The sequence below is a fragment of the Shewanella sp. YLB-07 genome, assembly GCF_009377275.1.
Genome location: NZ_VOQB01000004.1, coordinates 394030 through 417688, shown reverse-complemented (window position 1 = coordinate 417688; position 23659 = coordinate 394030). Strand labels below are relative to the sequence as shown.

The following is a 23659-nucleotide window of genomic DNA, read 5'->3' as shown; positions in this document are numbered from 1 at the left end:
AGTGCAGGTCTCAATTTTCGAGTTAACACCCTTAATAACCAACACCACACCAACTAATCCAATTAAAACTATTGCAACTGCCGAGATGTTGCAACTGATTTACATCAAACTGCCACTCACCCATCAAATATAGAAATCAAAGTGAAACACAAGAAAAACAAGGTGCTAGAATTTTTATCTTATTTTCTTAATTATTAACAGCTTAGAGTAAAGTGTATCATAACCTCAATTTAGCTGCACAATAAGCGCTAAATCTGAGTATATCTAAACTCAAAGTTTCTTTACCCAATACCCGCCAATCAGTACCATTGGGTTAATTCAATCAAGAGATCCATTTCATGAAAATGCTTTTAGCCATTGTCGTCATTGCCGGCGTCATTTTTTATTTCTTTACCTCAATGAACAATCAGAAAGTGTCTAAGGAAAATATCGAACTAGGCAAGGCTTTCTTAGCAGAAAATGAGGCCAAAGAAGGTGTGGTCGAGACCTTGTCAGGTCTTCAATATAAAGTATTGAATAAGGGAGATGGCGAAATCCACCCTAAAGCCAGCGATACCGTTACCGTCCATTATCACGGTACATTGCTCGATGGAACGGTATTCGACAGCTCAGTGGAACGCGGTGAACCTATTGCCTTTCCCCTTAATCGTGTGATCAAAGGGTGGACAGAAGGCGTGCAACTTATGGTAACCGGAGAGAAGGTTCGCTTCTTTGTTCCAAGTACCTTGGCCTATGGCAATCGCTCAACGGGTAAGATTTCTGGAGGCTCGGTACTCATTTTCGATGTGGAGCTTATCAGCATAGATTGATCACCTACGCGACCTCTACAAAATGAAAAACGCGCCTCAAAGGCGCGTTTTTCATTTCATTATTCAACATCTAATTAAAGTCAGCTATCTGCTATCTGGCTAGCCAGGCATCTTGCCAGGCTGCACCGACTCCCGGCTCGTATGCCCATGCTGCACCCGCGCACCAAGCTGTATAAGGGAAAGGCTTACACTCATATAGACCACTAGCATTACTGACAATGTCTCCCGCAGCATAAGCATGCCCAGCCTGATAGGGACTTGCTCCATCGGGTGGAATCTCGCCAGCCACCTTAACTAAGACGCTATGAGCCTTAACCGAAGTCGCCCCCGCCTCATCGGTAACCGTGAGCATCACAGAGACACTCTCACTACTACTTGGTATAGGTAGGCTCAACTCAAGGTTCACTAGATTAAGTGCAGGCGCAGTACCGCCCACAGGTAATTGCCATAGATAACTCAAAGCGCCTCCCTCGGGATCATTGGACTGAGCAGCTGAGAGTGAGATAGCAGCACCGGCCTCCCCCTCTGATGGACCTTGGATCTGAGCCTCCGGCGGCTGATTGATCGGATCTGTAGGCGCTGTCGGAGTGCCTGAGTCATCAATCATAACCTCAGGGAAGAAATGCTGCAGACAACGCACATAATCCCCCTCCTTGAAAGCACTATAGCGAGTCTGGTAACCCACCAGCTTACAGGCGTAACTCTTACCCCCATTTGGATTACCCGGAATATAGGACCAGTCTTGCTCCCAGTATATTTGCATGGCACCGGCACCTTGAGTATCGAAGGGCTTCATATCTTTACAACCCAGTTCCTCATTAGGCTCTATGGGCACCCCCATATACTGCGCCAACGCCTGATAGTATTCGATACGATTCTGGGACTGGGGCTTTTCGCTGCCACTGCCACACTCGATGCCGCCATTGATGATATGAGTGGTGATACCAAACCCGGCTTTCAAACCATTTTGTGCATCTCTGGCATTGGGCTGCCAGGTACCATCGATAACATGCAGCATAGAGGCTTTAGGTGGCTGAGGATAAGTGAAGAAGAACACTGCACTGGCCAAGTTTAACCAGGTATCGGCAACTTGCTGAGGGTTATTGAGCAAGGTACGAACGTCACCAAACATGGCATCCGAAAACGGCCCATAGTTATAGTTATAGGAAAGCTGCTTAGCACCGCGGCCAAAATAACTCTTATAGCTGCCATCAGCAAATGTGCCACAGGGCCACTCCTGTCCTTGCCATGTATCAGGGTTACATTCCATGTTATAGCCACCGCGCTTAGTCTCATCCCAACCGACCTCGCGCACCCAATACAGACCTTGTCGCCATTGAGGCTCAGTCATCCACTTATCATGGGCGCCTGTCTCCTGGGCGAAATGAGCAAACATGGTCGCCAAGGATTTTCGACAGATGGCAAGACTGTCTCGGCCATCAGAGTATTCACCACATAAGGCTGGAAACTTAGCCGCGGATTGCAACAAGCCAAGATAAGTGTATTCAGGGGCCCGAACGGGAAACAAAAACTCAAATTGCGCTCCACTCAATACAGACTCGAGACGTCTCACATTATCCGGATTATTCGGGTTAGCGACAGAGACAGCTTCAACAGCAGAGTTATCTCGTGTCGCAATGGATGATTTTACCGCTCGCATCAGAGGGAAACCGGTTAATTGTGCCTCCGTGGCATCAATCTCGGTTTGAGTAAAATGTACCGGTTCGACGGCTAGTAGGGGAAATGCCATAACTGAAGTCAGCATAGAGATGGCTAATTGATGATGTTTCATTAGAAGCTCTCTTAGCACCTAAATATAGACACAAGAGCAAGCTAACCAGCACTAGGCTGAATAAGGCTCTTTTAATACTATTATTTGATGCTTAGGTAGATTGAATAGGAAAAGTAGGGGGATCTCTCCCCCTCATGATGACGAATACTGCTGATTAGTTGGCTGTAACACCAAGATCATTCCAGACATCGGCAACGCCAGGTTCTTCACCTTTAGTCCACCATTTTGCCTGCCAGGTATGTCCATTGTGTGTGGTCTGCTCGCTACCGTTATAGGCCACTCCTGCATTCCATCCCATCTCAACATTACTCTGCAGCGCCCATTGATCTGCCGTCACCGTTGGCTCATTACCTTGAGTCCAGTACTTAGCTTTCCAAACTAAGCAGTTATGGCTTACGGTCTCGCCGCCATTATAGATAGTGCCAGTTTTCCATGCAGGATGATTACCTGCATCGGGATCGCTTGAATCACAGCCGCCAGTTGTAGGCGCCTTCACCGTCAATACAGTCTGAGCCGAGGCGTCCAGTGCACCATCGGATACCAAGACGCTCAAGGTATAAACTGTGTCTTCAGTCACTGCCAGCGCAGTCACAACTAAGGTATCGCTTGATTGCCCGGTCGCAGCTAAGCCCGCAGGGACAGTCCAGCTGTAGGTTAAGCTGTCGCCGTCGGCATCGCTGGCACTTGCTGCAACACTCACCTGCTTATTTGAGTCGACTGATACTGCCCCATCCAGTGATACCTCTGGTGCTCGGTTAGCTTGAGGGGCCATATTAGTGACTGAAGTCGTCGCCGTTGCCGATAAACCTTCAGGGTCTGTGACCGTGAGTGAGAAAGCATAGATAAGGTCGGCATCGGTTGCGTTCAAGCTGAAACTCGCTTGGGCCATATCGGCATTGACTAAGGTTAAAGCCGGGCCTGATGTTTGTGTCCAGGCATAGGTAATAGCTTGTCCTTCTGGGTCTCGTGACAAACCAGCATCGAGCACGATATCGCTCGGGCCAGTGACGCTTTGTGCACTGCCCGCATTCGCGATAGGCGCCTTGTTAACAGGGGGTGTCGTACCTTCGCCATGACCGAGTCCTTCATGCATAGCATTGAGAATGTCACCATTATCTGAGTCAATTTCCCATGCAAACAGACCACCTAGCTGATTCGCCATAACATACTGGCCTTTAGCTGTTACGGAGCGAGCATCATCGAAAGTGATCAAGTCACCGGTAGAAGGCTTGAATACATAAGCAGCCTCGGCAACCTCATCATATTCGTACTGCCATTCGCCAGACATGTATTCATTCACAATTTGACGATAATCGACCACGCCATCTTCCCAGGTTCCCTTAACCTTGCCAGTTGCCGTTCCAGTAAATGGATTACCACCTTGGTATCCAGTTACACCAGTCCAGCCTCGACCATACATGGCGGCACCAACGACAATCTTCTCGGGAGTGACCCCTTGAGCGAGCAGCGCATTCACGCCAATTTGAGTAGTGTTCTTGGTATCTGGCTTCCAGCTCGCGGCATAAAGCGCGGCTTGATGGTTAAGATCTGTGTTTGACCATGCGCCGTAAAAGTCATAGCTCATCAGGAAGATGTTATCCATATACTGCTGAGCTTCTTGATAATCCACCAGGGCAATCTTCTCGGCGCCAGCACTGATAGCAGACGTGAGTTCATAGCTTCTGCCGGTTTGAGCACTCAGTTCATCGAGCATGGCCCTAAGCTCTTTCATCAAGAGCACATAGGTTTGACCATCGGTAGCGGGATCGCCAAGATTTGGATTTGCGCCATTACCACCAGGAAATTCCCAATCGATATCCACACCGTCGAAAAACTTCCAGGTCTGTAAAAACTCTTTCACCGACGCGACGAAACGGTCACGCTTGACCTTGTCGCCCAGAAAGTAGAAAGGATCTGACAGGGTCCAGCCACCGACAGAAGGCAGTATTTTAAGATCTGGCTGAGCTTGTTTCAGCGCCATCAATTGACCGAAATTACCCTTGTATGGGTCAGAGAACTCACTGACTCCGGCTTGCGGCATCTGCACAGCCGCCCAAGGATCGTGTATCGCCACCTTGAAATCTTCACGGCCACTACAGGCGCGTTGCAGAGCCTGGAAACTGCCCTCGATCTCTTTCAAGCTGTCATTGATACCGTCACCACCACAGATGGGGGTAAAGCCATAAAGAATATGAGTGAGATTTTGTGCCGGCATCTTATCGACGGGAAACTTACGACCGTAAACGCCCCACTCGACAAAATAACTGCCCACCACCTTGCCAGACTTGTTGACGTAGGGCTTATTATTTTCCCCAAGCTGAGTCTCTAACGGCAACAGGTGGCTACCATCGGTATCGGCGATTATGATCTCTTTAACATCACTGAGAGTACAAGCTTCAGCGTTACAAAGCTGAACCTGCATCTGGTAGCGACCACCTTGATTGATACTGAATGTCGCAGATCCTGACGCCGTGGAAGTGCCCGACCAGACCTCTACCCCGTCAAATAACACCTTAGCCGTCTCACCCAACTCACCTGACCACAAGTTCCAGCTAACAGAGACTTCTGCGGCATCTTTAACGGTAACGAGTTGATTGTAAGCGGTGGCAGATTGGTTAACTTCAATAATTGAAAAATTGGTTTCGCCCCAACCTATCGTTGGCTTACCAGGAACAGCTGCATAAGCCGATGAGGCGAGTACGCTAGCCACGACGAGCGCAGCGGATGAGAGTTTAGTGTTAAACATAGGGTGTCCTTATTGTTTTTTATTTTTTATAAAATAATCAATAAGGCAAACAAAGCTGAACAGGATAACAACCTATTCTTAATACCATGGATATAATGGTAGCGACCTTTGCGGTTCTTTGTACCATCACATCACACGAAGAAATTCCTGAAACATCCCCGCGATCATAGGTACCGCGATAGTACTGAGAGAACGACCTTCTCAACACTATCCCCTTAGACCGGAGGCTTTGCGTCCCAACCTTTCGATTGGTTTGCCTTTCATTCAAAATTCGCACATTAAATGACAACGCTGTCATCACTTGTTTAGCATAATCTTAAATTGAACATAAATGCAACACCTAGTTTTACATTATCACAAGCCAATGATTGTTAATGGTTTAAATAATCATAAAAGCAATGTTTAGCAAAGTATTCTGAAGATAAATACACTTAGAGAGGAAGATTACACTAAACGGGGTTTGAGGAAGTACTGATTAAATCTGCAAAATACCTTGTAAAAAAGGACTAGAAAGCAGAGCTAATAAAAGCAAGATTTGAGTTAACAAGTCTAATGCAAGGAGATTAAAAATGAAAAAGAGCAGGACTACTCATACCTGCTCTCTACTTTTCTCTTTTAGCAATTCGAAACTTAAAGTACAAGTTTAAAGTTGCAGCTTAAAATCAAGCTTCATATCCAAAAGGATCATCGATGGAATGCATTGGCTTGGTGAACCACACAGCGCCTTCCTTTGTCATATAGAAGTGATCTTCATGACGCACACCAAACTCGCCAGGGACACATAACATGGGCTCATTACTAAAACACATACCCGCAGCCAGAGGCGTCTGGTCATTAAGCACCAGATAAGGCCACTCATGAATGTCTAAGCCGATACCGTGACCGGTTCTATGAGGCAAGCCAGGCACCGCATAGCCTGGACCAAAGCCAGCGGCTTCAAGCACATCACGGGCTGCCCTATCGACACTGGCACAGGGGACACCAATCTTAGCCGCCTCAAATGCCGCAATCTGAGCATCTTGCTCATGCTGCCAAATCTCACGTTGGCGATCACTCGGTTTACCGAACACAAAGGTGCGGGTGATATCTGAGTTATAACCTTGCAGCTGACAACCTGTGTCGATAAGAACCGTGTCGTTTTGCTCAAGCGCTTTAGGCGACTTAACCCCATGAGGATAAGCACTGTCTTCACCAAATAACACGATACAGAAGTAAGAACCGGCAGGAGCACCCACGGCCTTGTGAGCATCATTGATAAAGGCTTCAATTTCACCGACTGTGATGCCTTCTCTCAAGATACGAGCCACCGCTTTATGTACCTCAAGAGTCATGTCCTTAGCACGTTGCAACAAGCTAAGCTCGGTATCAGATTTGATCATGCGACAACTCGCAGTCACAGGCTTAGCATTAACATAATCGAACTGACCATGAGCCAGGCGGACACCATCGAAGATGAAGAAGGCTGCAGACTCATCGATACCAACTTTGCCGCTATTGATGTCCATCTGCTTGAGCACTTCACCGAACAGGGCGTACGGGCTCTCATCCTCATGCCAGGTATTCACCTTACCTTCGATAACCATATAGCCTAAAAGTGTATCGACTTCGAATGCCGGAGCGATATATTCCAACTCACCAGCGGCAGGAATGATGGCGCCAACCATACGCTCACTGGCATACCAACGAGTACCCGTATAGTAATACAGGTTAGTCCCGGCGTTGATGTAGATAGCTTCGATTCCCTGAGCTTTCATCAGCTCCTGGGCCTTCTCGATACGTGCAGTATATTCACTCTTAGAGACAGGCTTAGTGCCCTTGGTCATATCACTCAGTTTTGCCAACTCTTGCATTGCGGTCGAACCGCCCACACCTAAGGTCATAGGGTTACCCTTTTATATATTTTTCTAAAATTCAAAGCCTGATGCCTTGCCAGATATTATGTCTTATTCGGCTCAATACTTGCCTCTAAGCGAGGCAATAAGCCGATACAGAAAGTAGAGGTACTTTCTAGCATAAAATATACAAAGGGTCAGTAGAAATATTTTCAGAATAAGAAAAAAACTATGCCTTCTGGTCGAGTAACACCTTTAATCCGCGGCAGACTAAGGTTTCCATATCATCGACACGGGCTATTTTCACCTCTGCAAAATGAATGGAGCCGTTAACTAAGTTTCAACGAGCGAAGAAACACTTTTAATGAAAAAACTATGCCTTCTGATCGAGTAACACCTTTAATCCGCGGCAGACTAAGGTTTCCATATCATCGACACGGGCTATTTTCACCTCTGAGAGCGGAGCCGTTAACGCCATATCTTTGAGTGAACTGACACATCCAAGATAGTAATCTGAACTGTTCATCATGCCACCAGCGAGCCAGATGCGATTAGGATTAAACAGGTTTATCGCCCAGGCGATCCCCATGCCCAGGTATCTGCCGGCGCGATTAAGCTCTTGCGCCTTCTTGAGTCCCCGAACGCGAATCGAGTCACCGCTGGCGAGTTGCTCTACGCTAAACTCTCCGGATTCGGTCATCACCCGACAATGGCCCAGCTCACCGGCAAAGCCACTCGCACCGGAGAAGATTTTCCCATTGATAGATATCGCCATCCCGATCCCAGTGCCACACATGATCAATAACTCACAATCATGCTTAGGATTTAAAACAGCCTGCATACCTGCATCTATATCGTTGCTCAACAAGATAGTCTTAGCCTGGGTATGTAAATCTTCTCGTGATAAGCCATTCAAGCGAGGCAGTGACTTACTCGATATCAGCTGATTGTTTTTTACTAAGCCGGGCACTGCGATGGCAAGTCGATAATCCACCAGTCCATAATCGGACTCCAACTCATACAATTGCTTATTCAAGCTCTCGATACCAAAGCCTTCGCCAGTCGGGATCTTATACTGCTCGGTTCTGTCTCCCAGATGCATCTCAAATAATGCCTTAGTGCCACCTATATCGACCGTAATCGTTTGCATCTTTTACTCCACTGAAACTCGTATAACTTGAATTTTTTATGAGTAAAACATTAACACATTTTAACCCGATATGAGACTAGGTTATTCACTCACCTTAGTGCCTAAGAGTTTGCTTTGGTTGAATTTCCACCAAGATATCAAGATCAACTGAATCCCGATAAACGGAATACAGATAATGAGTAACGCTTGCCAGCCAAGTTGATGTATGACCCAACCGGCACTGAGAGAAGCTATAGCCTGGGAGCCAAATACTAAGGTGTCATTAAACGCCTGAACCTTAAAACGCTCATTGGGGCGATAACAACGGGGCAGCAATACCGTTCCGCCCACGAATAGCAGGTTCCAGCCTAAACCTAGCAATACCAGCGCGGCCCAATAGTTGAGCACATCATTGCCCATCAAGGCCGTCACTATGGTCACAAAATAAGCCAGCAAGCCTGTGAGCATCATCTTAGACACCCCCAACTTAGCCACCAGATAACCGGTAAACAGAGACGGTAGATACATGGCGATGATATGGCTCTGAATCACCCATTTAGTGTCGGCTAAGGAGTGATGCTCTATATGATGCATATGCAGAGGCGTTGCCGTCATCACAAAGCTCATCATGGCAAAACCTATCATGGCCCCGGCAATGGCGACCCAAATCTGCTCCTGATTCAATATAGTCTTTAACGGTCTAATGTCTCCCTGGTCCTCAGGACTCACTTGATATGATGCAGAGCTATCCTCTCGATAAAAACAGAGTGTCAATCCTGCGAGCAGACTCACCATGGTCAGAAAAAGGAAAGCCCCGACATAAGGAGTCTCTATTAAATCCCCACCCAACACCGCAAGCTCAGGGCCCAGAAATGCCGCGACCAAGCCGCCTAATAAGACTCTCGATGTGGCCTTAGCGCCCAATTCTGGTGCCACAGACTCCATCGCCGCGAAGCGGTACTGTTGGATAATCGCGCCTGCTGAACCGAGTAGAATACCGCTGAAACAAAAGAGCTCAAAACTGTGCTCTTGAGCCGCATAGGCCGCAACCAATCCAGCTATTCCGGCCAGACCTGACCCACCAACAAACACTTTTTTCCGACCAAATCTGCGCATCAATTGAGTCACGGGCAAGATAGAGATGGCGACACCGACCACCATAGATGCTATAGGCAGAGTCGCTAATATGGGGCTAGGAGCAAGCTCGACGCCTATGATGCCGCCCAGTAACATCATCATAGGTGCGGCGCTCATGGCAAAAGCCTGCGCCAAGGTCAGCACCCATACATTAAAGGGCATTTTCGTTTCCTCTATCGAGTTAATTCCATTAAAGGCTTGTGATAAACCTAAATTTATAAGCTCTAATCTAATTGATTTTTCAACAGATGTAACAAGTATTATGTTTCAAAGTTTACATCTCTTTCCTCTTTGAAGCAGGTAATCCATACACCCACACTTCCCACGGACCACTGCAACTGAGATAATCGGACTTATACCATTCCGAGTAAATATCTGATCATTCAGCGGGAGTTCAAAGCACTGTAGGCAAGGCGGATGTTTGAAGCTAATAGTTATTCTATATCGAGAACATTCAACGTAGCATAAAGGGCTTTGAAACCCGCACTGCGTGAGGCTCTCAGTGTTTCCACTTCTGTGTTGCATTAAATTAAAAGGGAATAACCATTTCCTCATCAATGCGCCTTGAATTGAAAAAACTGAGAGTCTCTGAACTGACCAGATACTTATATGGAATGGTATTACATCGCAAGTTTTCATTTTAATAAGAGTAATGCTGACTCACAGTATCTAATGATGCCTAAGCATGAGTGAGTAAACACCGGAGTATTTATGTCTCAATCTATTACCGCACGACTCGATGCGGTTCGCAGTGAAATGGCCAAAGCCAACCTGGATGCCTTTATTATCCCCCGCGCCGATGAATACTTGGGCGAATATGTTCCCGAGCGTAACGAGCGTATGCAGTGGATCAGTCACTTCACAGGCTCTGCCGGCATGATCATCATCCTCAAAGAAAGCGCGGCTATCTTTGTCGATGGTCGATACACAGTTCAGGTCAAACTGCAGGTTGATGGTGAGCTATTTCAATACATGAGCCTGACCGATACGCCTCAAATCCAGTGGTTAGCAGCAACATTAGGTGCCGATGCCCGCATCGGCTACGATCCTCGTCTGCATCCATTAAGCTGGAAAAGGTCAGCAGATAGCCAGCTAAACAAGGCACAAATGACCTTAGTTGCCGTCGACGAAAATCCTATCGATCTTCATTGGCAAGACCGCCCCTTAGCCTCGAGCGCTCCGGCTATCCTCTTCGATGAGAAGCGGGCGGGTAAAAGCAGTCAACAAAAACGTCAACAGATAGGTGCTGTGGTGGCTAAGTCCGGCGCAGACATGGCCATTATCACTTCACTGGATTCATTCTGCTGGTTACTCAATATCCGCGGTAATGACGTGCCTCGTCTGCCAGTTATTTTGGGCGCCGCCCTATTGACGGCTAATGGCGACATGACCCTGTTCACCGATGTTGAAAAACTCCCGGCAGGGACATCTGAGCATGTTGGCTCAGGCGTCAGTTTCAGAGCCGAAAGTGAGCTTAAGGATGCGCTTAAGGAACTTGCAGGCGTTAAGCTACTCGCCGATCCTAATTCGAGTAATGCCTGGTCTCAGCTAATCGCAGAACAGGCCGGTGCGATACTCATCCCAGGCTTCGATCCTGTATCTCTGGCCAAGGCACAGAAAAATACTACTGAGCTGGCAGGCATGCGTGCCTGTCATATTCGTGACGGCGTGGCAGTCAGTCGCTTCTTAGCCTGGTTAGATAAGCAAGTAGAGGCCGGGCACTTTCATGATGAAGGCGTACTGGCCGACAAGCTGGAGAGCTTTCGCTTAGAAGATGAACTTTATAAAGAGCCTAGCTTCGATACCATCTCTGCCGTGGGTGCAAACGCTGCCATGTGTCATTACAATCACAACAATGGCATACCGGCAACCATGACCAAAAACAGCATCTATCTGGTTGATTCAGGCGCTCAGTACCTGGATGGCACCACAGATGTCACTCGAACCATAGCCATTGGACAAGTCACTAGCGAACACAAGAAGATGGTCACCTTAGTGCTTAAGGGCCATATCGCACTCGATCAGGCTAAGTTTCCTCGCGGCACCACAGGCCAGCAATTAGACGGCTTCGCGCGCCAATACTTGTGGCAACATGGATTCGATTATGATCACGGTACAGGCCATGGCGTAGGTCACTTCCTCAATGTCCACGAAGGTCCCCAGCGCATAGGTAAAAACAGTAATGATGTCGCCTTGCTACCTGGCATGGTGGTCTCTAATGAGCCGGGCTATTATCGCGCCGACGAGTTTGGCATTCGCCTCGAGAACCTTATTACCGTCCGTCCATGTGAGGCCTTGGCAAACGCCGAAAGAGAGATGTTTGAATTCGACGTATTGACACTGATCCCCATGGACTCACGCCTCATAGATAAGAGCCTGTTAACCGACATCGAACTAAACTGGTTCAATGATTATCATCAACAGGTATTCGATACACTCTCACCTCTGATGCAGGGCGAAGAGTTAGCCTGGTTAGCGCGTGTAACCCAAGCAATCTAATACCTATCTAAGCAAGCAGGTGATACCGATTGACCTGCTTGCTTCTGTTATCCCCTATTCGCGAGTCTTCATCTCTTTTTATAACAGATGATATTATGGATCATGGCAGGCTTATCTGACAGATTCCGGTAGCCATGCTGACTATCGGCACCAAATTTAACCACTTGGCCCTGACCCAAAATGTGCCACTGCTTATTCAAGAAATACTCCATAGTGCCACTCACCACTATGATGTGTTCTATCACTCCCTCATTGTGTGGTGCCGACAGGTATTCTCTCCCCGGCGCTAAGGTGATCTGAAAAGTTTCCAGGCCAGTCTCTTCATCGAAAGGAAACAGAGTCACAACCTCAATATCGGACTCGGCATGGCTCATAAGACCCGGCGTCTTCGCCACCTCTAAATCAGTCAAAAAATAGGAGAGTGGTAACTCGAAGCCATTGGCAATACTCCATAACCTGATTATGGTAGGGCTGGATTCTCCCCGCTCAATCTGGCCTAACATAGCCTTGGAAACCCCCGTCTCGATGCCGGCTCTGTCCAGGCTCCAGCCTTTGTTACCTCGCGCCAGTTTTAATCGCTTGCCTAACGAGCCATTAATGTTTTTCTTCATATCACCCTTGTGCGTTATAACGTACAGTGTTAGTTTCGAATTGTGCGTTATAACGCACGAGATGAGATTAGCATATAAAGCACAGAGAGCACTAAGATATGACCCAGATAAGCTTAATTCTAAACCGCATCAACACAGGCTTTATCGCCGTATTGGTCGGGTTCACCAGCACTGTGGCCCTTATCTATCAAGCGGCTATCAATCTGGGCGGGGATCTGCAGATGGTATCGAGCTGGATCTTCGCGCTGGGCCTTGGCATGGGGGCTACCTCCATCGGCCTCTCTCTGTACTATCGGGTGCCAATCCTTATCGCCTGGTCTACACCTGGGGCCGCACTGCTCATCTCTGGCACTCAGGGCTTCACTATTAATCAAGCAGTGGGGGCTTTTCTCTTCTCGGCGGCCTTGATCACTCTAACGGGTATGACAGGCTGGTTTGAGAAGGTGATGAATAAAATCCCACAACAGATAGCCAGCGCCATGCTGGCGGGTATCTTGATTAATTTCGGCATAAACACCTTCAACCTGATGAATCAGCAAGCCCCCTTAGTCTTGGCTATGCTTATCACGTATCTGATTTGCAAGCACACGCTCCCTCGCTACACCATGTTAGCAGTACTCATCGCAGGCTTCGGCGTAGCTTGGACCATGCAGTTAATTGAGCTACCCCAACTGCAATGGCAGATGAGTGAGCTAGATTACATTCAGCCCGAGTTCAATCTGTCGGCCTTTATCAGCATAGGTTTACCCCTGTTTATTGTCACCATGGCATCCCAGAATATGCCCGGCATAGCGGTACTCAAGGCTCATAATTACCACCCACCGGTGTCACGCACCATAACGGTGAGCGGAATCGTTAACATGATGATCGCCCCCTTTGGCGGCTTCGGTATAAATTTGGCTGCTATTACGGCGGCAATCTGTATGACTGAGAACGCAGATCCCAGGCCAGACAAGCGTTATTGGAGCTCAGTCGCCGCAGGAGTATTCTACATTTTAATGGGAATAAGCGCTGTCAGTTTGATGACCCTATTCGAAAGTTTGCCATCTGCACTCATATTGGCTCTCGCGGGAATCGCCTTATTATCGACCATAGGCACTAGCTTACAACAAGCCCTAAGCTCACCACGTTATAGTGAAGCCGCATTGTTAACCTTGCTAGTCACCGCATCGGATCTCGTGTTATGGCACATAGGCTCGGCTCTTTGGGGAGCACTAGCAGGCTTGGTGACCTTGATGATCCAGAATCTACTAAACAGACACTCAGCTTAGTGCATTAGATAGTGTAATTTGAAACTCGGGTCCCACAGAGCTCTACAGAAACCGGCCGGCTTGGCTTAGCCCCAGCACTAACCAGCACTTCACTTGTAACAATAGGCTTATCTCTAGCCCTGGGCTTTAATCCCCCCACTTTCTTATGTGCTTTAAGCCAACACATCAAGTCGTCGAATGGTTTAGGTCGGCAAATTAAAAAACCTTGCAAGCGTAAGTTATCAATTTTCTCCAGATAGTTAAGATCCCTCAGATCTTCGACTCCCTCGGCTACCAGCTTCACCCCTAGTTTATTACTGATCTCTTGTAAGGATTTTAGAATCGTTTGCGCTAGAGGGTCATGGTGAATCCCCCTAACCAGACTCATGTCTAACTTCAACTCGCTGATGGGTAAGCAACACAACTGAGTGAGATTAGTGTATCCGGTGCCGAAGTCATCGATAGCGACCCCGAAGTCATGTAAGCGTAGTCGACTGATACTTGAATATTGACTCTGCTCACTCAATGCCTGGTTCTCGGTGATCTCTATGGTGAGTTGCGCTGCCTCCATTTGATTGTCATGGCAATACTTTAGCAATCGATTGGGCCAGCTAGCTTGATTCAGTTGGCTGGGGCTCAGATTGATGGAGAGGCTGCAATTAGCACAGGAGTCATCTTGGCTTATCAGCTTCCATTGTGACAAGGCCTTCTCCAGTAACTTTTCAGTCAATTCGTTGAGAAGATTTTGAGATTCGGCTAGTTCAAGAAAGTTTGCAGGAGAAAGCAGTTGCAGCTTATTGCCCAACTGAATACGGCATAGGACTTCAAACCCGACAATGTCTCCCGTTTTGGCATCCATCTGAGCCTGGAAATAGGGGACCACCTTATTTTCATTCAAGGCCCGATGTAACTCATCAAGAGAGATAGAAACAGGCTTAGGCGCCAGGTCTGATTCCATCATAAATAGCCGCTCGATACACAGCTTAAGTTGCTTAGTTGAAACTGGTTTAGTTAATGCGCCTAAGAGACGAAGACTTGAATTAATTACAATTTTATCTGCCGCTTCTATGATGCGATTTTCCATCGCAGAAGCTATAATGACGCCTCCCTTATAACCTAGGTCACTTAGCTTCATCAAGAGTTCGATACTATCCATATTTGGCATGTGCAGATCGACGACAACAACTTGATAGTCCTTGATATACTTGGTCAAAATTTTAATCGCCGAGTCAGCATCGGTGCAATATTCCACACGATTAACATCAAGTTGCATTAGGTATTCGCTGAGAACACGGCAGCAAGTTAAGGAATCATCGATAACGAGTACATTGATAGACATATTAGTTCTCTAGTGAGATAGCGATGGGCAGATGAATACTGCGAAAAGAGACTGGTAGCCAAAAATGAAACAAGCGAAACAAGGTGAAAATAGATCACCTAAAGTATGACGAATTATCCCTTTCAATACACAATGAAAAAGTGCCATATAGCCTCCATGCGTTATATCAAGCCTACTGACCAGATAATAGGATTAATATGAATCCAATAAAGCCTAGTCCAAAGCCTCAAACTGTCAAATCCTTCGCCTTTTCTCTCTATATATCGGCTCAAAAATAATTCAAAGAAAGCTAGCATGGGCCTGATATAGAGCAGAAAATGATATGCTGTTAAAACCGGCTAAAAATTGCTATACTCCGCCGCCGCGAATTATTCGTGGTTTAGGCGCTCACCGCCTGATGAGTAGATAAGATTACCTGCGTATGGTCAGGTGAATGAACAAGTTAAATAGAGGCCCCAAGATGAGATTTGAATCTTTTAGTTTTGCTCCCGAGATTTTGCGCGCTATCTCTGAATGCGGTTATCAAAAAATGACGCCTGTTCAGCAAGAAGCCATACCGGCGATCCGCCGTGGTCAGGATGTCTTAGCCAGTGCTCAAACCGGCACAGGTAAAACCGCAGCCTTCGCACTGCCTATTCTGCAGAAAATGTTCGATAACCCGATGCAGACACAGAGATCGAATACTCGGGCGCTGATCCTCACACCGACACGTGAACTTGCCTCTCAGATCGCCGACAACATCAGTGATTACAGCAAGTATATCGATATCTCCGTCTTGACCATCTATGGTGGGGTAAAGTTAGAGAGTCAGGCACAGAAACTTAAACGTGGCACAGACATCATAGTCGCTACCCCGGGCCGCCTGCTCGAGCACCTTCAAGCCTGTAACTTAAACCTATCTAATGTCGAATTTTTGGTGTTGGACGAAGCCGACCGCATGTTAGATATGGGCTTTATTAGCGATATCCAAAAAATAATGCAGGCTGTCAACAAGCAGCGTCAGAACTTACTCTTCTCGGCGACATTCTCCAGTGCCGTGAAGAAACTGGCTAACGACATGTTAGTCAAGCCTAAACTTATCAGTCTAAACAGCCAAAACAGTACAGCTGACACAGTTAGCCAGGTCATTTATCCTGTTGAACAACGTCGCAAGCGCGAGCTACTCTCCGAGCTTATCGGTAAGAAAAACTGGCAACAGGTACTCGTCTTTACCGCCACTCGTGATGCCGCCGATAAGCTGGTTAAAGAGCTCAACCTGGATGGTATTCCTTCATCTGTGGTCCATGGTGAGAAGGCCCAAGGCAACCGTCGCCGCGCCTTAAGAGAATTTAAAGAGGGTAAGGTTCGCGCCTTAGTTGCCACCGAAGTGGCAGCACGCGGCCTTGATATTCAGGATCTCGAATACGTAGTTAACTATGATCTGCCTTTCCTTGCCGAAGATTACGTTCACCGTATCGGTCGTACCGGTCGTGCGGGTAAATCTGGAGTAGCCATCTCTCTGGTGAGCCGTGAAGAGGAGCGCACCCTATACGATATCGAAACATTAATCGGCAAGAAACTGCGCCGTATCACAATCCCCGGATATGAAGTCGGTAGCCGAGACCTGCTAATCAAGCAACTACAGAATCGTCGTAGCTTCGCCAAGAAACAGCAGCGTGAAGATAACGCAGGTGCCCAGATCGTCGGTGAGAGAAACATGGAAGGCCGTCGAGTAAAAGTGAAAAACTCCTCTAACAGACCGGCCACTAAGGCCAAGAAAATCCGCTAAGGCTTAAGGGAATAAATTGATGACTAATTATAATCAGGCCCTCATCGAAATTACTCAAGCAGGCCTTGCAGCGCTCGAAGAGCGCAGCAAGAGCAAGAATGTCGTTAAAACGGCCGCGGCCGAGAGTCACTTCCTGTGTAATTGGATGGTTCAAGCTCTGAAGGAGCGACGCTTCTCTAAGTTGATCGCCAAAGAGCTTAACCAGTGGATCCGTGATGCCCGCAGCATGGGTGCTGCAGCTCAACTGACCTCTGTGTTGCAACGCATAGAAGGACAATATCTGGCAGCAGAACAAAATCAGGCAGTGGGTGCATCTCTGAACGCCATGTTAAGTGAGCTTAAAGAAAATGACTGGGTCGTTATCTTAGATTCTGAAGTCACCACTAAGCTAAAGCTAGATAGCAGTGGCCAAAACAGCCTGATTATCTCGAATAAACAATATGATGGACACATAGATGGCGATCAGTTGACTAAAACCATCACCCTCTATGTCCGCGCCAATGAGCAAGAGTTGGCAAAAATGGCAGCCAAACATGGTTTGCTGCTAAGCCAAGGCAATAAGAAAGCTAGCCTCATTAAACATCATAAGGCCTATCTCATCTGCCCCGATAATCAGCTACCGGCCATGGCACTTCTTGTAGAATAAGCAAGTTAACCTATCGCTTTACTCAAGACATTAAAAAAGCACCTTAAGGTGCTTTTTTAATGTCTTTCTTATCTCTTATCTATCTGATATTAGCAGCGCAAAGCTCCCCAATATCTTGAACGGTTAAGAATCAAACCTTGCTGCAGACCATACAGTCCCTTCCCTTCTTAGCAACACGACTTGAGTACCACGACTAAATTCGATGCCAGCTAATTCCGGCTCCACCAGTACATAATGTTTCTGTTGATACTGATCTTTGACTAAGGCCTCACTGGGATTGCCTTTAATCGCACAACCTATGGTCACTGTGCCAACACTGCCGAGTAGGCCATCGATAGACACGGCACTGGATTCATTTTTAGGTAATATACTGGCAACGAGTGCACCGATATAACGGCAGGAGAAGGCCGTAAAGAAGAGTGCTATGGGCAGAGTTGCACTTTGAGGAAGTAGCTCATTATTGATAGCCAATGAGATGTAATTACTAATATAGCCAGTGATTGAAAAACTGACCAACACCAGCACAAACCAGATAAGTAATGGCAACCTATCCAGACAAAGCCAAGCGGCAATCTCGGTTAAGCCACTCCCGCCCGCGGAACTATCCGCATCGGAGTCAATATCGAGATCGCTGGGCGCCCAATCATCCAGAGCCCCCACTAGGCTGTAACCAATGCACAACGACAGTGCTTCGAACACGCCGAGTATGAGTACAAACGTAAGAGAGAGTGTAAAAGGTAAATTAGCTTGGGTGAGTAGAAAGTCCACCATATTGTCGCCTCCATGTGTATTACCGCATCCATTTTATTGAAACTTAACGAGATTAGTGAACTTACCTTGTTCACAAACTTAATCCGTATTGTTTAAAATAATAGCAAAGCCAAAACAATATAGAAACAATATTAAGATTAAGCTTTTTACATATCACTAAGCACTGCTGAAGATTGAGTGATAACATAACGCAAGTGAAAATTTGATGAAGAGCCAGCATGACACACTCACCGAGTACGCCCCATTACCTGCATTTAACTGAACACTTTCAGAAAATCGCCCACTTCGAACATCTTAGTGCCTTAGGTGATTGGGATCAGGCCACCATGATGCCTATTGGCGGCAGCGAAAGTCGAGGGGCCGCTATGGCCGAACTGGCTCGTCATATTCATGAGCTAAAAACAGATTGTTTTATCGAAACCAGTATCGAACAGGCCGAAGAGGAGCTACTCGATAGTCACCAAATGTCTAACCTCAGAGAGATCCGTTATCAGTTCATGCAAGCCAATGTCGTTCCCGCCGACCTCGTTCAAGCTAAAACACAGCTGGCTTACCGCTGCGAACATGCTTGGCGTGAGCAGCGAGCTAATAATGACTGGCAGGGATTCAAACCTAATCTTGAAGCCCTGATGAAACTGGTAAAAGAGGAAGCTTCCATACGGGCACAGGCGCAAGAGCTCACTCCCTACGACGCCTTGTTAAATAAATTTGAGCCAGGCATGACCACCAAACGCCTCGAGCATATTTTTGGCGATCTTAAATCCTGGCTACCTGGATTAATAGAGACGGTTCAAGGGCTGCAAGTCGGTGACAGCAAGATATCATTGGCTAAATATTCAGCCCGAAGCCAGGAGGCACTGGGCCGGGATGTGATGGCATATCTGGGGTTTGATTTCACCCAAGGTCGTTTAGATGTCAGCAGCCACCCTTTCTGTGGCGGCGTACCCGGTGATATACGTTTAACCACGCGTTACGATGAAGCAGACTTTACCAGCGGCTTAATGGGAATAGTCCACGAAACGGGGCACGCGAGATATGAACAGGGACTCCCGAAGGAGTGGCGTGGTCAACCTGCTGGCGGTCATCGTTCAATGGCGATACATGAGAGTCAGAGCCTATTTTGTGAGATGCAGCTAGGCCGCGGCGAAGGTTTTCTCACTCAGATCCAGCCTAAGCTACGCAAGCACCTAAACAGCCAACTCACCATAGGTGAACTCAATCACATCTATACCCGAGTCAAGCCAGGTTTAATACGAGTCGATGCAGATGAAGTCACATACCCATGTCATATTCTATTGCGTTTCGAGGCCGAAAAGGGCTTAGTCGACGGTAGTTTAGACGTTGCTGACCTTCCCGAGTTCTGGGCGGAGCATATGAAGTCGTTGTTGGGTATAGATACCCGAGATGATTACCGTAATGGTTGTATGCAAGATATCCACTGGGCCGTAGGTGAACTAGGTTACTTCCCCAGTTATACCTTAGGTGCCATGTATGCGGCGCAATTTAGATTCGCCATGGAAGCGAGCTTAGGTCCGGTTGATGAACTGCTGGCCCAAGGTAACATAGCTCAGGTTTTCGATTGGCTGGACAAGAACATCTGGTCTCAAGGCAGCTTATTAACCACCGAAGAACTGGTTAAGCGCGCTACAGGAGAGACCCTAAACCCTAAATTCTTTAGGCGTCATCTAGAGCAAAGATACCTTAAATAACGTATCATACGGGGATAAATTAGGCTGTCAGGATAAAATGATGCACCTGCGAAATATCGACTCCGGAGACTGGGCGTCTATCCTCTTGATTCAGGAGGAGTGTTACCCTGAAATAGCGCCTGAGTCTCTGAGTGTGTTGCAGAGTAAATGGCAATGTTCCCCACAAACTTGCTTCGTCATAGAGGCAGAAAAACACCTGGTTGGATACTGCCTGGCACATCCCTGGATTCTCGGCTCGCCACCCTCACTGGAACAAGTGGTCAGTCAGGTTAAGCAAGCCGATACCTTGTATCTGCATGACATAGCCCTATCGGCAGACGCTCAAGGAAAAGGAGCCGGACGCGCCGTTTTCGAAAAGCTGTTAACATTGGCTCGGCAGCTCTCATTTAACAGTATCTCCTTAGTGGCAGTCCAAGGCGCGAGTAGCTACTGGAAAAAACATGGCTTCGTGCCGCAGTCTATCGATAAAAGCCTGGAAACTTATACTGCGGATGCCTGTTATATGGTCTTGAAAATATAGGCATATGACAGTGTTATTAGAAGTTTTATCAGATTGAATAAACACTTAGTACAAGAGAATCAATAGAGTAAATTATGGCAGTAAGAGTAACGTACAGATATAAGAAACAAGCGAAAGAGATCAACTTTGCTTACGACAAGCATCATGATATCCATGAGGCCATTGCAGCCGCCGAAGGCGTCGACCTTACCCGCTACCATATGATGGAGCAGCAAGTCGCCATGACATCGAAAGGCTCTGCAGCAGTGAGAGACTTCAGAGATAAAGAGTTCGCTCGTATGGGCTTTAGCGATATCTATTACATTAAAGATGACCCAAAAGCCAAATAGCTTTAGCTTAGAATCTTAGTCTTAGAACTTAGACTAACAACTACAGCAACGACAAACTGAATGTGAGAGTGAACACCAAAATGACCGAGAGTTCAATGCCAAACCGCGAACACGCTAACTTTCCTCGAGCAGGTTTCTTTCGCCGCTGCGGTGCTGCCGTCTATGATCTTCTACTCGCGGTAGCCGTCTATATGATAGCCGGCGCCATAGGTTTTGGCGTGTTTACCGCCCTCACCTCTTCGGGTTTGATAGACATGGGGACCTATGAGCATGTATCAGATTTGCTCAATAGCGACTCGCTTTACAAGGGGCTATACCAGCTTTGGATAGCAGTGTGTGTAGGTCTGTTTTACATCTCCTTCTGGAGCTACGGCGGTCAAACTCTAGGCATGCGTGCCTGGCAACTAAAAATCCAGCACCCAAACGGCCAATGCCTGAGTATGATCACAGCCTCGGCTCGTCTGGTATGGTCTCTGTTAGGCATTGGTAACCTGTGGATCCTGATCAACGGTGATAAACTTGCCCTGCAAGATATGATGACCCGCTCAGAAGTCGTGGTGTTGTCGAAAGAAGCCAACAAGATGCGTAACTGGCGCGGCGTTTAACAGCAGCAATAAGCCAAATAAACAGCATAGAAAGTTGCGAGCCGCGAGCTAGTGCAAAGAATATTAGCTCGTTGCTCGAAACTCGTAGCTCAACACTCAGCCTTCTTTTGCACTTCATTAGCTACAACATAATCCGTCGATAACCTTCAATTTCAATCGTCTGTTTTAGAAACGGCATCGCTGCCATAGCTCTGAAGCCTTTGTTGGCCCTCTTATCGCCCCAGATTCAAACGCAACGACCATAGCCAGTAATCACGATCTGGATGACACTTCCGATAATGACTTAAGTGTATTTGAAACCACAGGTATCAATGGTCATACAGGAAAATTTAAGAGATCAAGAGGGAAATCCGGTGCAATATAACTTCTCGGCGCTAGAGCAAGCAGATCTTGTCGCCTTCCTGCACACCTTGACCGATGAGAGTTTTCTAAATGATGAGAAGTTCAGCGATCCGTTTAGGTAAAAACAAAGCTCCTAAAGCCTAATTTGCTTATCTAAAGGCATAAAAAAATCCGAAGCTAGATTAGCTTCGGATTTTTATATTTAAAAGATGAGTCAAGCGTTCCTAATCTGAACACCATCTCTCTTTATAAGCGAGCTTAATCACTGCAGCCTACTATCTTTAAACTGAGTAGAATGACTCATGCTTAGTAAGTCGCTTCACGCTTCTTAGCTTCTGCATCCCACTTAGGCAGTACAGTCTTCTTGAACTCTGCTTTATCGGCATTCAGCTTCTTCATATCCATGCCCATGGCAGCTTGTGCCTTAGCCTTGGTAGAAGTGTCAGGGTATGAGATAGGCTGTTTAACACCTTTATTAGCAAGCAGGTGCGCCAGCTTAACACGAGCATCAGCCGCCTTATCTACCGCTGTACCTAAGATACGTAGGGCTTCAGCAGGAGCGTGAGCCGCAACACCGTGAGAGGCTGTCGCATAATCCCAGCGCCACTGTGAATGACGAATATCGGTCAGAATAGGCTTCATCTCGGCTTCGGTAGCACCGGCTTCCCAAGCTGCACCAGCCTCGAAGTGTGCCTTAACCAATTGACCTTCCGCTGCCATCTTAAGCTCTTCAACTTTCGCCTTGCGCTGATTAGTCAGGTCGACCATGAACTCTTTGCTCTGTTCATGACAAGAACCACAAGTTTCTTCGAAGCGATCGAATGGGTTACCCACCTTGTGATCGGTATACTTACGGCCTTCAGCATTCTTGACTCTAGGCATGTGACAGTCAGTACAACTTACATTGTTCTGTCCATGTACGCCAAGCTTCCAAGTTTCATAACCAGGATGCTGTGCTTTCAACATAGGTGTCTTAGAGATCTTGTGAGTCCAATCAGCAAACTCAATCCCATCATAATAGGCTTCTGCAGCATCTACGGTAATACCTTGATCCCAAGGGAACTTAACAAAACCTTTCTTATCTTTAGTCTTCTCGAAGTAGTATTCGACATGACATTGGCCACAGACCATAGACTGCTTATCTTTACGAGAAGCTTCATCGAATGGCGTACCTATGGTTTCCATCGCGCGCTCGGCGAAAGGACGAGAGATACGTAGCTTAGACTTACCGCTCACGTGACAATCACTACAACCGATAGTGTTGACTATTTCAGCACCGCCTTTATACCACTTACCCGTGAAGTAACCGTCTTCCCCTTGCTCCTCGATCATGCGAGGTACATCCGGGCCCTTACAGCTCCAACATGCCATAGGCATTGGGCCATCTTCATCTGACTTAGGTGCACCGGTACGCAGTGTATTGCGCAAATCAGTTACCGCGTAGATATGGCCACGGGCCTTGTTATAATCTTTAGCGAAGCCATAGCCTGCCCACAAAACCACTAGATTAGGATCGGCTTCCAGTGCATCGACAATCTCAGAGCTCTCAGAGGTTGCATGCCAGCTGTTGTACTGCTTAGAAAACTTATCTTTATAGACTTCGCTTCTAGGCTCAGTTTTATTATCTGCCATCACGCCGGAAGCCATCAGGCTCGCTGCGACCATTGCACTTAGTACAAAGGATTTTTTAGTTAATGTTCTCACCATCTCATCTCCGTGTTACTTTTATAATAGTCTTAATAACCACATCATCTCCAAGGCCAAAGTTAGACCCTTAACACCATTTAGAATATACCCCCAAGTGAGTATACGATGTAAAGTTTGC

General features: G+C 47.1%; 19 protein-coding genes and 1 riboswitch. Of the genes, 10 read left to right on the top strand and 9 right to left on the bottom strand.

What is annotated here, in order from left to right:
- The first annotated feature begins 338 nt into the window (after positions 1-338).
- Complete coding sequence (locus tag FS373_RS11425; protein ID WP_144045198.1) at positions 339-809, top strand: FKBP-type peptidyl-prolyl cis-trans isomerase; 471 nt, start codon at positions 339-341, stop codon at positions 807-809.
- Positions 810-900: 91 nt separating this feature from the next.
- Here FS373_RS11425 and FS373_RS11420 read toward each other — a convergent pair whose 3' ends face one another.
- The 5 genes from FS373_RS11420 to FS373_RS11395 form a co-directional block, all read right to left on the bottom strand.
- The gene (locus tag FS373_RS11420; RefSeq protein ID WP_152829463.1) at positions 901-2601 is read right to left on the bottom strand and encodes a glycoside hydrolase family 19 protein; all 1701 of its coding nucleotides are present in this window, start codon (positions 2599-2601) and stop codon (positions 901-903) included.
- Positions 2602-2755: 154 nt separating this feature from the next.
- A complete protein-coding gene (locus tag FS373_RS11415) occupies positions 2756-5347 on the bottom strand; it encodes a glycosyl hydrolase family 18 protein (RefSeq protein WP_152829462.1) in 2592 nt (863 codons plus the stop codon).
- Between the two features lie 148 nt (positions 5348-5495).
- Positions 5496-5615: riboswitch (cyclic di-GMP riboswitch) on the bottom strand.
- A 394-nt stretch (positions 5616-6009) separates the two neighbouring features.
- Positions 6010-7227, bottom strand: coding sequence for a M24 family metallopeptidase (locus FS373_RS11410; protein WP_152829461.1), 1218 nt, complete (start codon positions 7225-7227; stop codon positions 6010-6012).
- A gap of 325 nt (positions 7228-7552) precedes the next feature.
- A complete protein-coding gene (locus FS373_RS11400; RefSeq protein WP_144045194.1) occupies positions 7553-8329 on the bottom strand; it encodes an ROK family protein in 777 nt (258 codons plus the stop codon).
- A gap of 81 nt (positions 8330-8410) precedes the next feature.
- Positions 8411-9607, bottom strand: a complete 1197-nt coding sequence (locus tag FS373_RS11395) for an MFS transporter (protein ID WP_152829460.1) — start codon at positions 9605-9607, stop codon at positions 8411-8413.
- A 549-nt stretch (positions 9608-10156) separates the two neighbouring features.
- Here FS373_RS11395 and FS373_RS11385 point away from each other — a divergent pair.
- Positions 10157-11944 carry an aminopeptidase P family protein gene (locus FS373_RS11385; RefSeq protein WP_152829458.1) on the top strand — a complete coding sequence of 596 codons (1788 nt, stop codon included), beginning with the start codon at positions 10157-10159 and terminating at the stop codon, positions 11942-11944.
- Between the two features lie 68 nt (positions 11945-12012).
- On the opposite strand, the gene FS373_RS11380 is transcribed toward FS373_RS11385, so the two are convergent.
- Complete coding sequence (locus FS373_RS11380) at positions 12013-12555, bottom strand: helix-turn-helix domain-containing protein (protein WP_144045190.1); 543 nt, start codon at positions 12553-12555, stop codon at positions 12013-12015.
- Between the two features lie 98 nt (positions 12556-12653).
- Here FS373_RS11380 and FS373_RS11375 point away from each other — a divergent pair, with 98 nt between their 5' ends.
- The gene (locus FS373_RS11375) at positions 12654-13826 is read left to right on the top strand and encodes a benzoate/H(+) symporter BenE family transporter (protein WP_144045189.1); all 1173 of its coding nucleotides are present in this window, start codon (positions 12654-12656) and stop codon (positions 13824-13826) included.
- A 4-nt stretch (positions 13827-13830) separates the two neighbouring features.
- Here FS373_RS11375 and FS373_RS11370 read toward each other — a convergent pair whose 3' ends face one another.
- Positions 13831-15144, bottom strand: a complete 1314-nt coding sequence (locus FS373_RS11370; RefSeq protein ID WP_227992685.1) for an EAL domain-containing protein — start codon at positions 15142-15144, stop codon at positions 13831-13833.
- A gap of 460 nt (positions 15145-15604) precedes the next feature.
- Between FS373_RS11370 and FS373_RS11365 the strand changes: the two genes are divergently transcribed.
- Together FS373_RS11365 and FS373_RS11360 are read left to right on the top strand one after the other, a co-directional pair.
- Positions 15605-16912 carry a DEAD/DEAH box helicase gene (locus FS373_RS11365; protein WP_144045187.1) on the top strand — a complete coding sequence of 436 codons (1308 nt, stop codon included), beginning with the start codon at positions 15605-15607 and terminating at the stop codon, positions 16910-16912.
- A 19-nt stretch (positions 16913-16931) separates the two neighbouring features.
- Positions 16932-17558: a DUF2913 family protein gene (locus tag FS373_RS11360; RefSeq protein WP_144045186.1), complete on the top strand. Its 627-nt coding sequence runs from the start codon at positions 16932-16934 to the stop codon at positions 17556-17558.
- A 123-nt stretch (positions 17559-17681) separates the two neighbouring features.
- Here FS373_RS11360 and FS373_RS11355 read toward each other — a convergent pair whose 3' ends face one another.
- A complete protein-coding gene (locus tag FS373_RS11355; RefSeq protein WP_144045185.1) occupies positions 17682-18329 on the bottom strand; it encodes a YqiJ family protein in 648 nt (215 codons plus the stop codon).
- A gap of 218 nt (positions 18330-18547) precedes the next feature.
- On the opposite strand from FS373_RS11355, the gene FS373_RS11350 reads away from it, so the two are divergent.
- The 5 genes from FS373_RS11350 (at position 18548) to FS373_RS31475 (ending at position 21956) form a co-directional block, all read left to right on the top strand.
- On the top strand, positions 18548-20038 hold the full coding sequence (locus tag FS373_RS11350) for a carboxypeptidase M32 (RefSeq protein WP_152829457.1): 1491 nt from the start codon (positions 18548-18550) through the stop codon (positions 20036-20038).
- Between the two features lie 40 nt (positions 20039-20078).
- Positions 20079-20558 carry a GNAT family N-acetyltransferase gene (locus FS373_RS11345; RefSeq protein WP_185977055.1) on the top strand — a complete coding sequence of 160 codons (480 nt, stop codon included), beginning with the start codon at positions 20079-20081 and terminating at the stop codon, positions 20556-20558.
- A 74-nt stretch (positions 20559-20632) separates the two neighbouring features.
- A complete protein-coding gene (locus FS373_RS11340; protein ID WP_144045182.1) occupies positions 20633-20887 on the top strand; it encodes a DUF2960 domain-containing protein in 255 nt (84 codons plus the stop codon).
- Positions 20888-20982: 95 nt separating this feature from the next.
- Positions 20983-21492 (top strand): RDD family protein, encoded by a 510-nt coding sequence (locus tag FS373_RS11335; protein WP_144048843.1) that lies wholly within the window; start codon positions 20983-20985, stop codon positions 21490-21492.
- A gap of 287 nt (positions 21493-21779) precedes the next feature.
- Complete coding sequence (locus tag FS373_RS31475) at positions 21780-21956, top strand: hypothetical protein (RefSeq protein ID WP_194165842.1); 177 nt, start codon at positions 21780-21782, stop codon at positions 21954-21956.
- Positions 21957-22140: 184 nt separating this feature from the next.
- Here FS373_RS31475 and nrfA read toward each other — a convergent pair whose 3' ends face one another.
- Positions 22141-23541: an ammonia-forming nitrite reductase cytochrome c552 subunit gene (nrfA, locus tag FS373_RS11330; protein ID WP_144045181.1), complete on the bottom strand. Its 1401-nt coding sequence runs from the start codon at positions 23539-23541 to the stop codon at positions 22141-22143.
- Positions 23542-23659: the final 118 nt, after the last annotated feature.

Excerpts from the sequence above, each read along its gene's own strand:
- FS373_RS11425 (WP_144045198.1), top strand. The coding sequence starts at position 339 with ATGAAAATGCTTTTAGCCATTGTCGTCATTGCCGGCGTCATTTTTTAT.
- FS373_RS11420 (WP_152829463.1), bottom strand. The coding sequence starts at position 2,601 with ATGAAACATCATCAATTAGCCATCTCTATGCTGACTTCAGTTATGGCA.
- FS373_RS11415 (WP_152829462.1), bottom strand. The coding sequence starts at position 5,347 with ATGTTTAACACTAAACTCTCATCCGCTGCGCTCGTCGTGGCTAGCGTA.
- FS373_RS11410 (WP_152829461.1), bottom strand. The coding sequence starts at position 7,227 with ATGACCTTAGGTGTGGGCGGTTCGACCGCAATGCAAGAGTTGGCAAAA.
- FS373_RS11400 (WP_144045194.1), bottom strand. The coding sequence starts at position 8,329 with ATGCAAACGATTACGGTCGATATAGGTGGCACTAAGGCATTATTTGAG.
- FS373_RS11395 (WP_152829460.1), bottom strand. The coding sequence starts at position 9,607 with ATGCCCTTTAATGTATGGGTGCTGACCTTGGCGCAGGCTTTTGCCATG.
- FS373_RS11385 (WP_152829458.1), top strand. The coding sequence starts at position 10,157 with ATGTCTCAATCTATTACCGCACGACTCGATGCGGTTCGCAGTGAAATG.
- FS373_RS11380 (WP_144045190.1), bottom strand. The coding sequence starts at position 12,555 with ATGAAGAAAAACATTAATGGCTCGTTAGGCAAGCGATTAAAACTGGCG.
- FS373_RS11375 (WP_144045189.1), top strand. The coding sequence starts at position 12,654 with ATGACCCAGATAAGCTTAATTCTAAACCGCATCAACACAGGCTTTATC.
- FS373_RS11370 (WP_227992685.1), bottom strand. The coding sequence starts at position 15,144 with ATGTCTATCAATGTACTCGTTATCGATGATTCCTTAACTTGCTGCCGT.
- FS373_RS11365 (WP_144045187.1), top strand. The coding sequence starts at position 15,605 with ATGAGATTTGAATCTTTTAGTTTTGCTCCCGAGATTTTGCGCGCTATC.
- FS373_RS11360 (WP_144045186.1), top strand. The coding sequence starts at position 16,932 with ATGACTAATTATAATCAGGCCCTCATCGAAATTACTCAAGCAGGCCTT.
- FS373_RS11355 (WP_144045185.1), bottom strand. The coding sequence starts at position 18,329 with ATGGTGGACTTTCTACTCACCCAAGCTAATTTACCTTTTACACTCTCT.
- FS373_RS11350 (WP_152829457.1), top strand. The coding sequence starts at position 18,548 with ATGACACACTCACCGAGTACGCCCCATTACCTGCATTTAACTGAACAC.
- FS373_RS11345 (WP_185977055.1), top strand. The coding sequence starts at position 20,079 with ATGCACCTGCGAAATATCGACTCCGGAGACTGGGCGTCTATCCTCTTG.
- FS373_RS11340 (WP_144045182.1), top strand. The coding sequence starts at position 20,633 with ATGGCAGTAAGAGTAACGTACAGATATAAGAAACAAGCGAAAGAGATC.
- FS373_RS11335 (WP_144048843.1), top strand. The coding sequence starts at position 20,983 with ATGCCAAACCGCGAACACGCTAACTTTCCTCGAGCAGGTTTCTTTCGC.
- nrfA (WP_144045181.1), bottom strand. The coding sequence starts at position 23,541 with ATGGTGAGAACATTAACTAAAAAATCCTTTGTACTAAGTGCAATGGTC.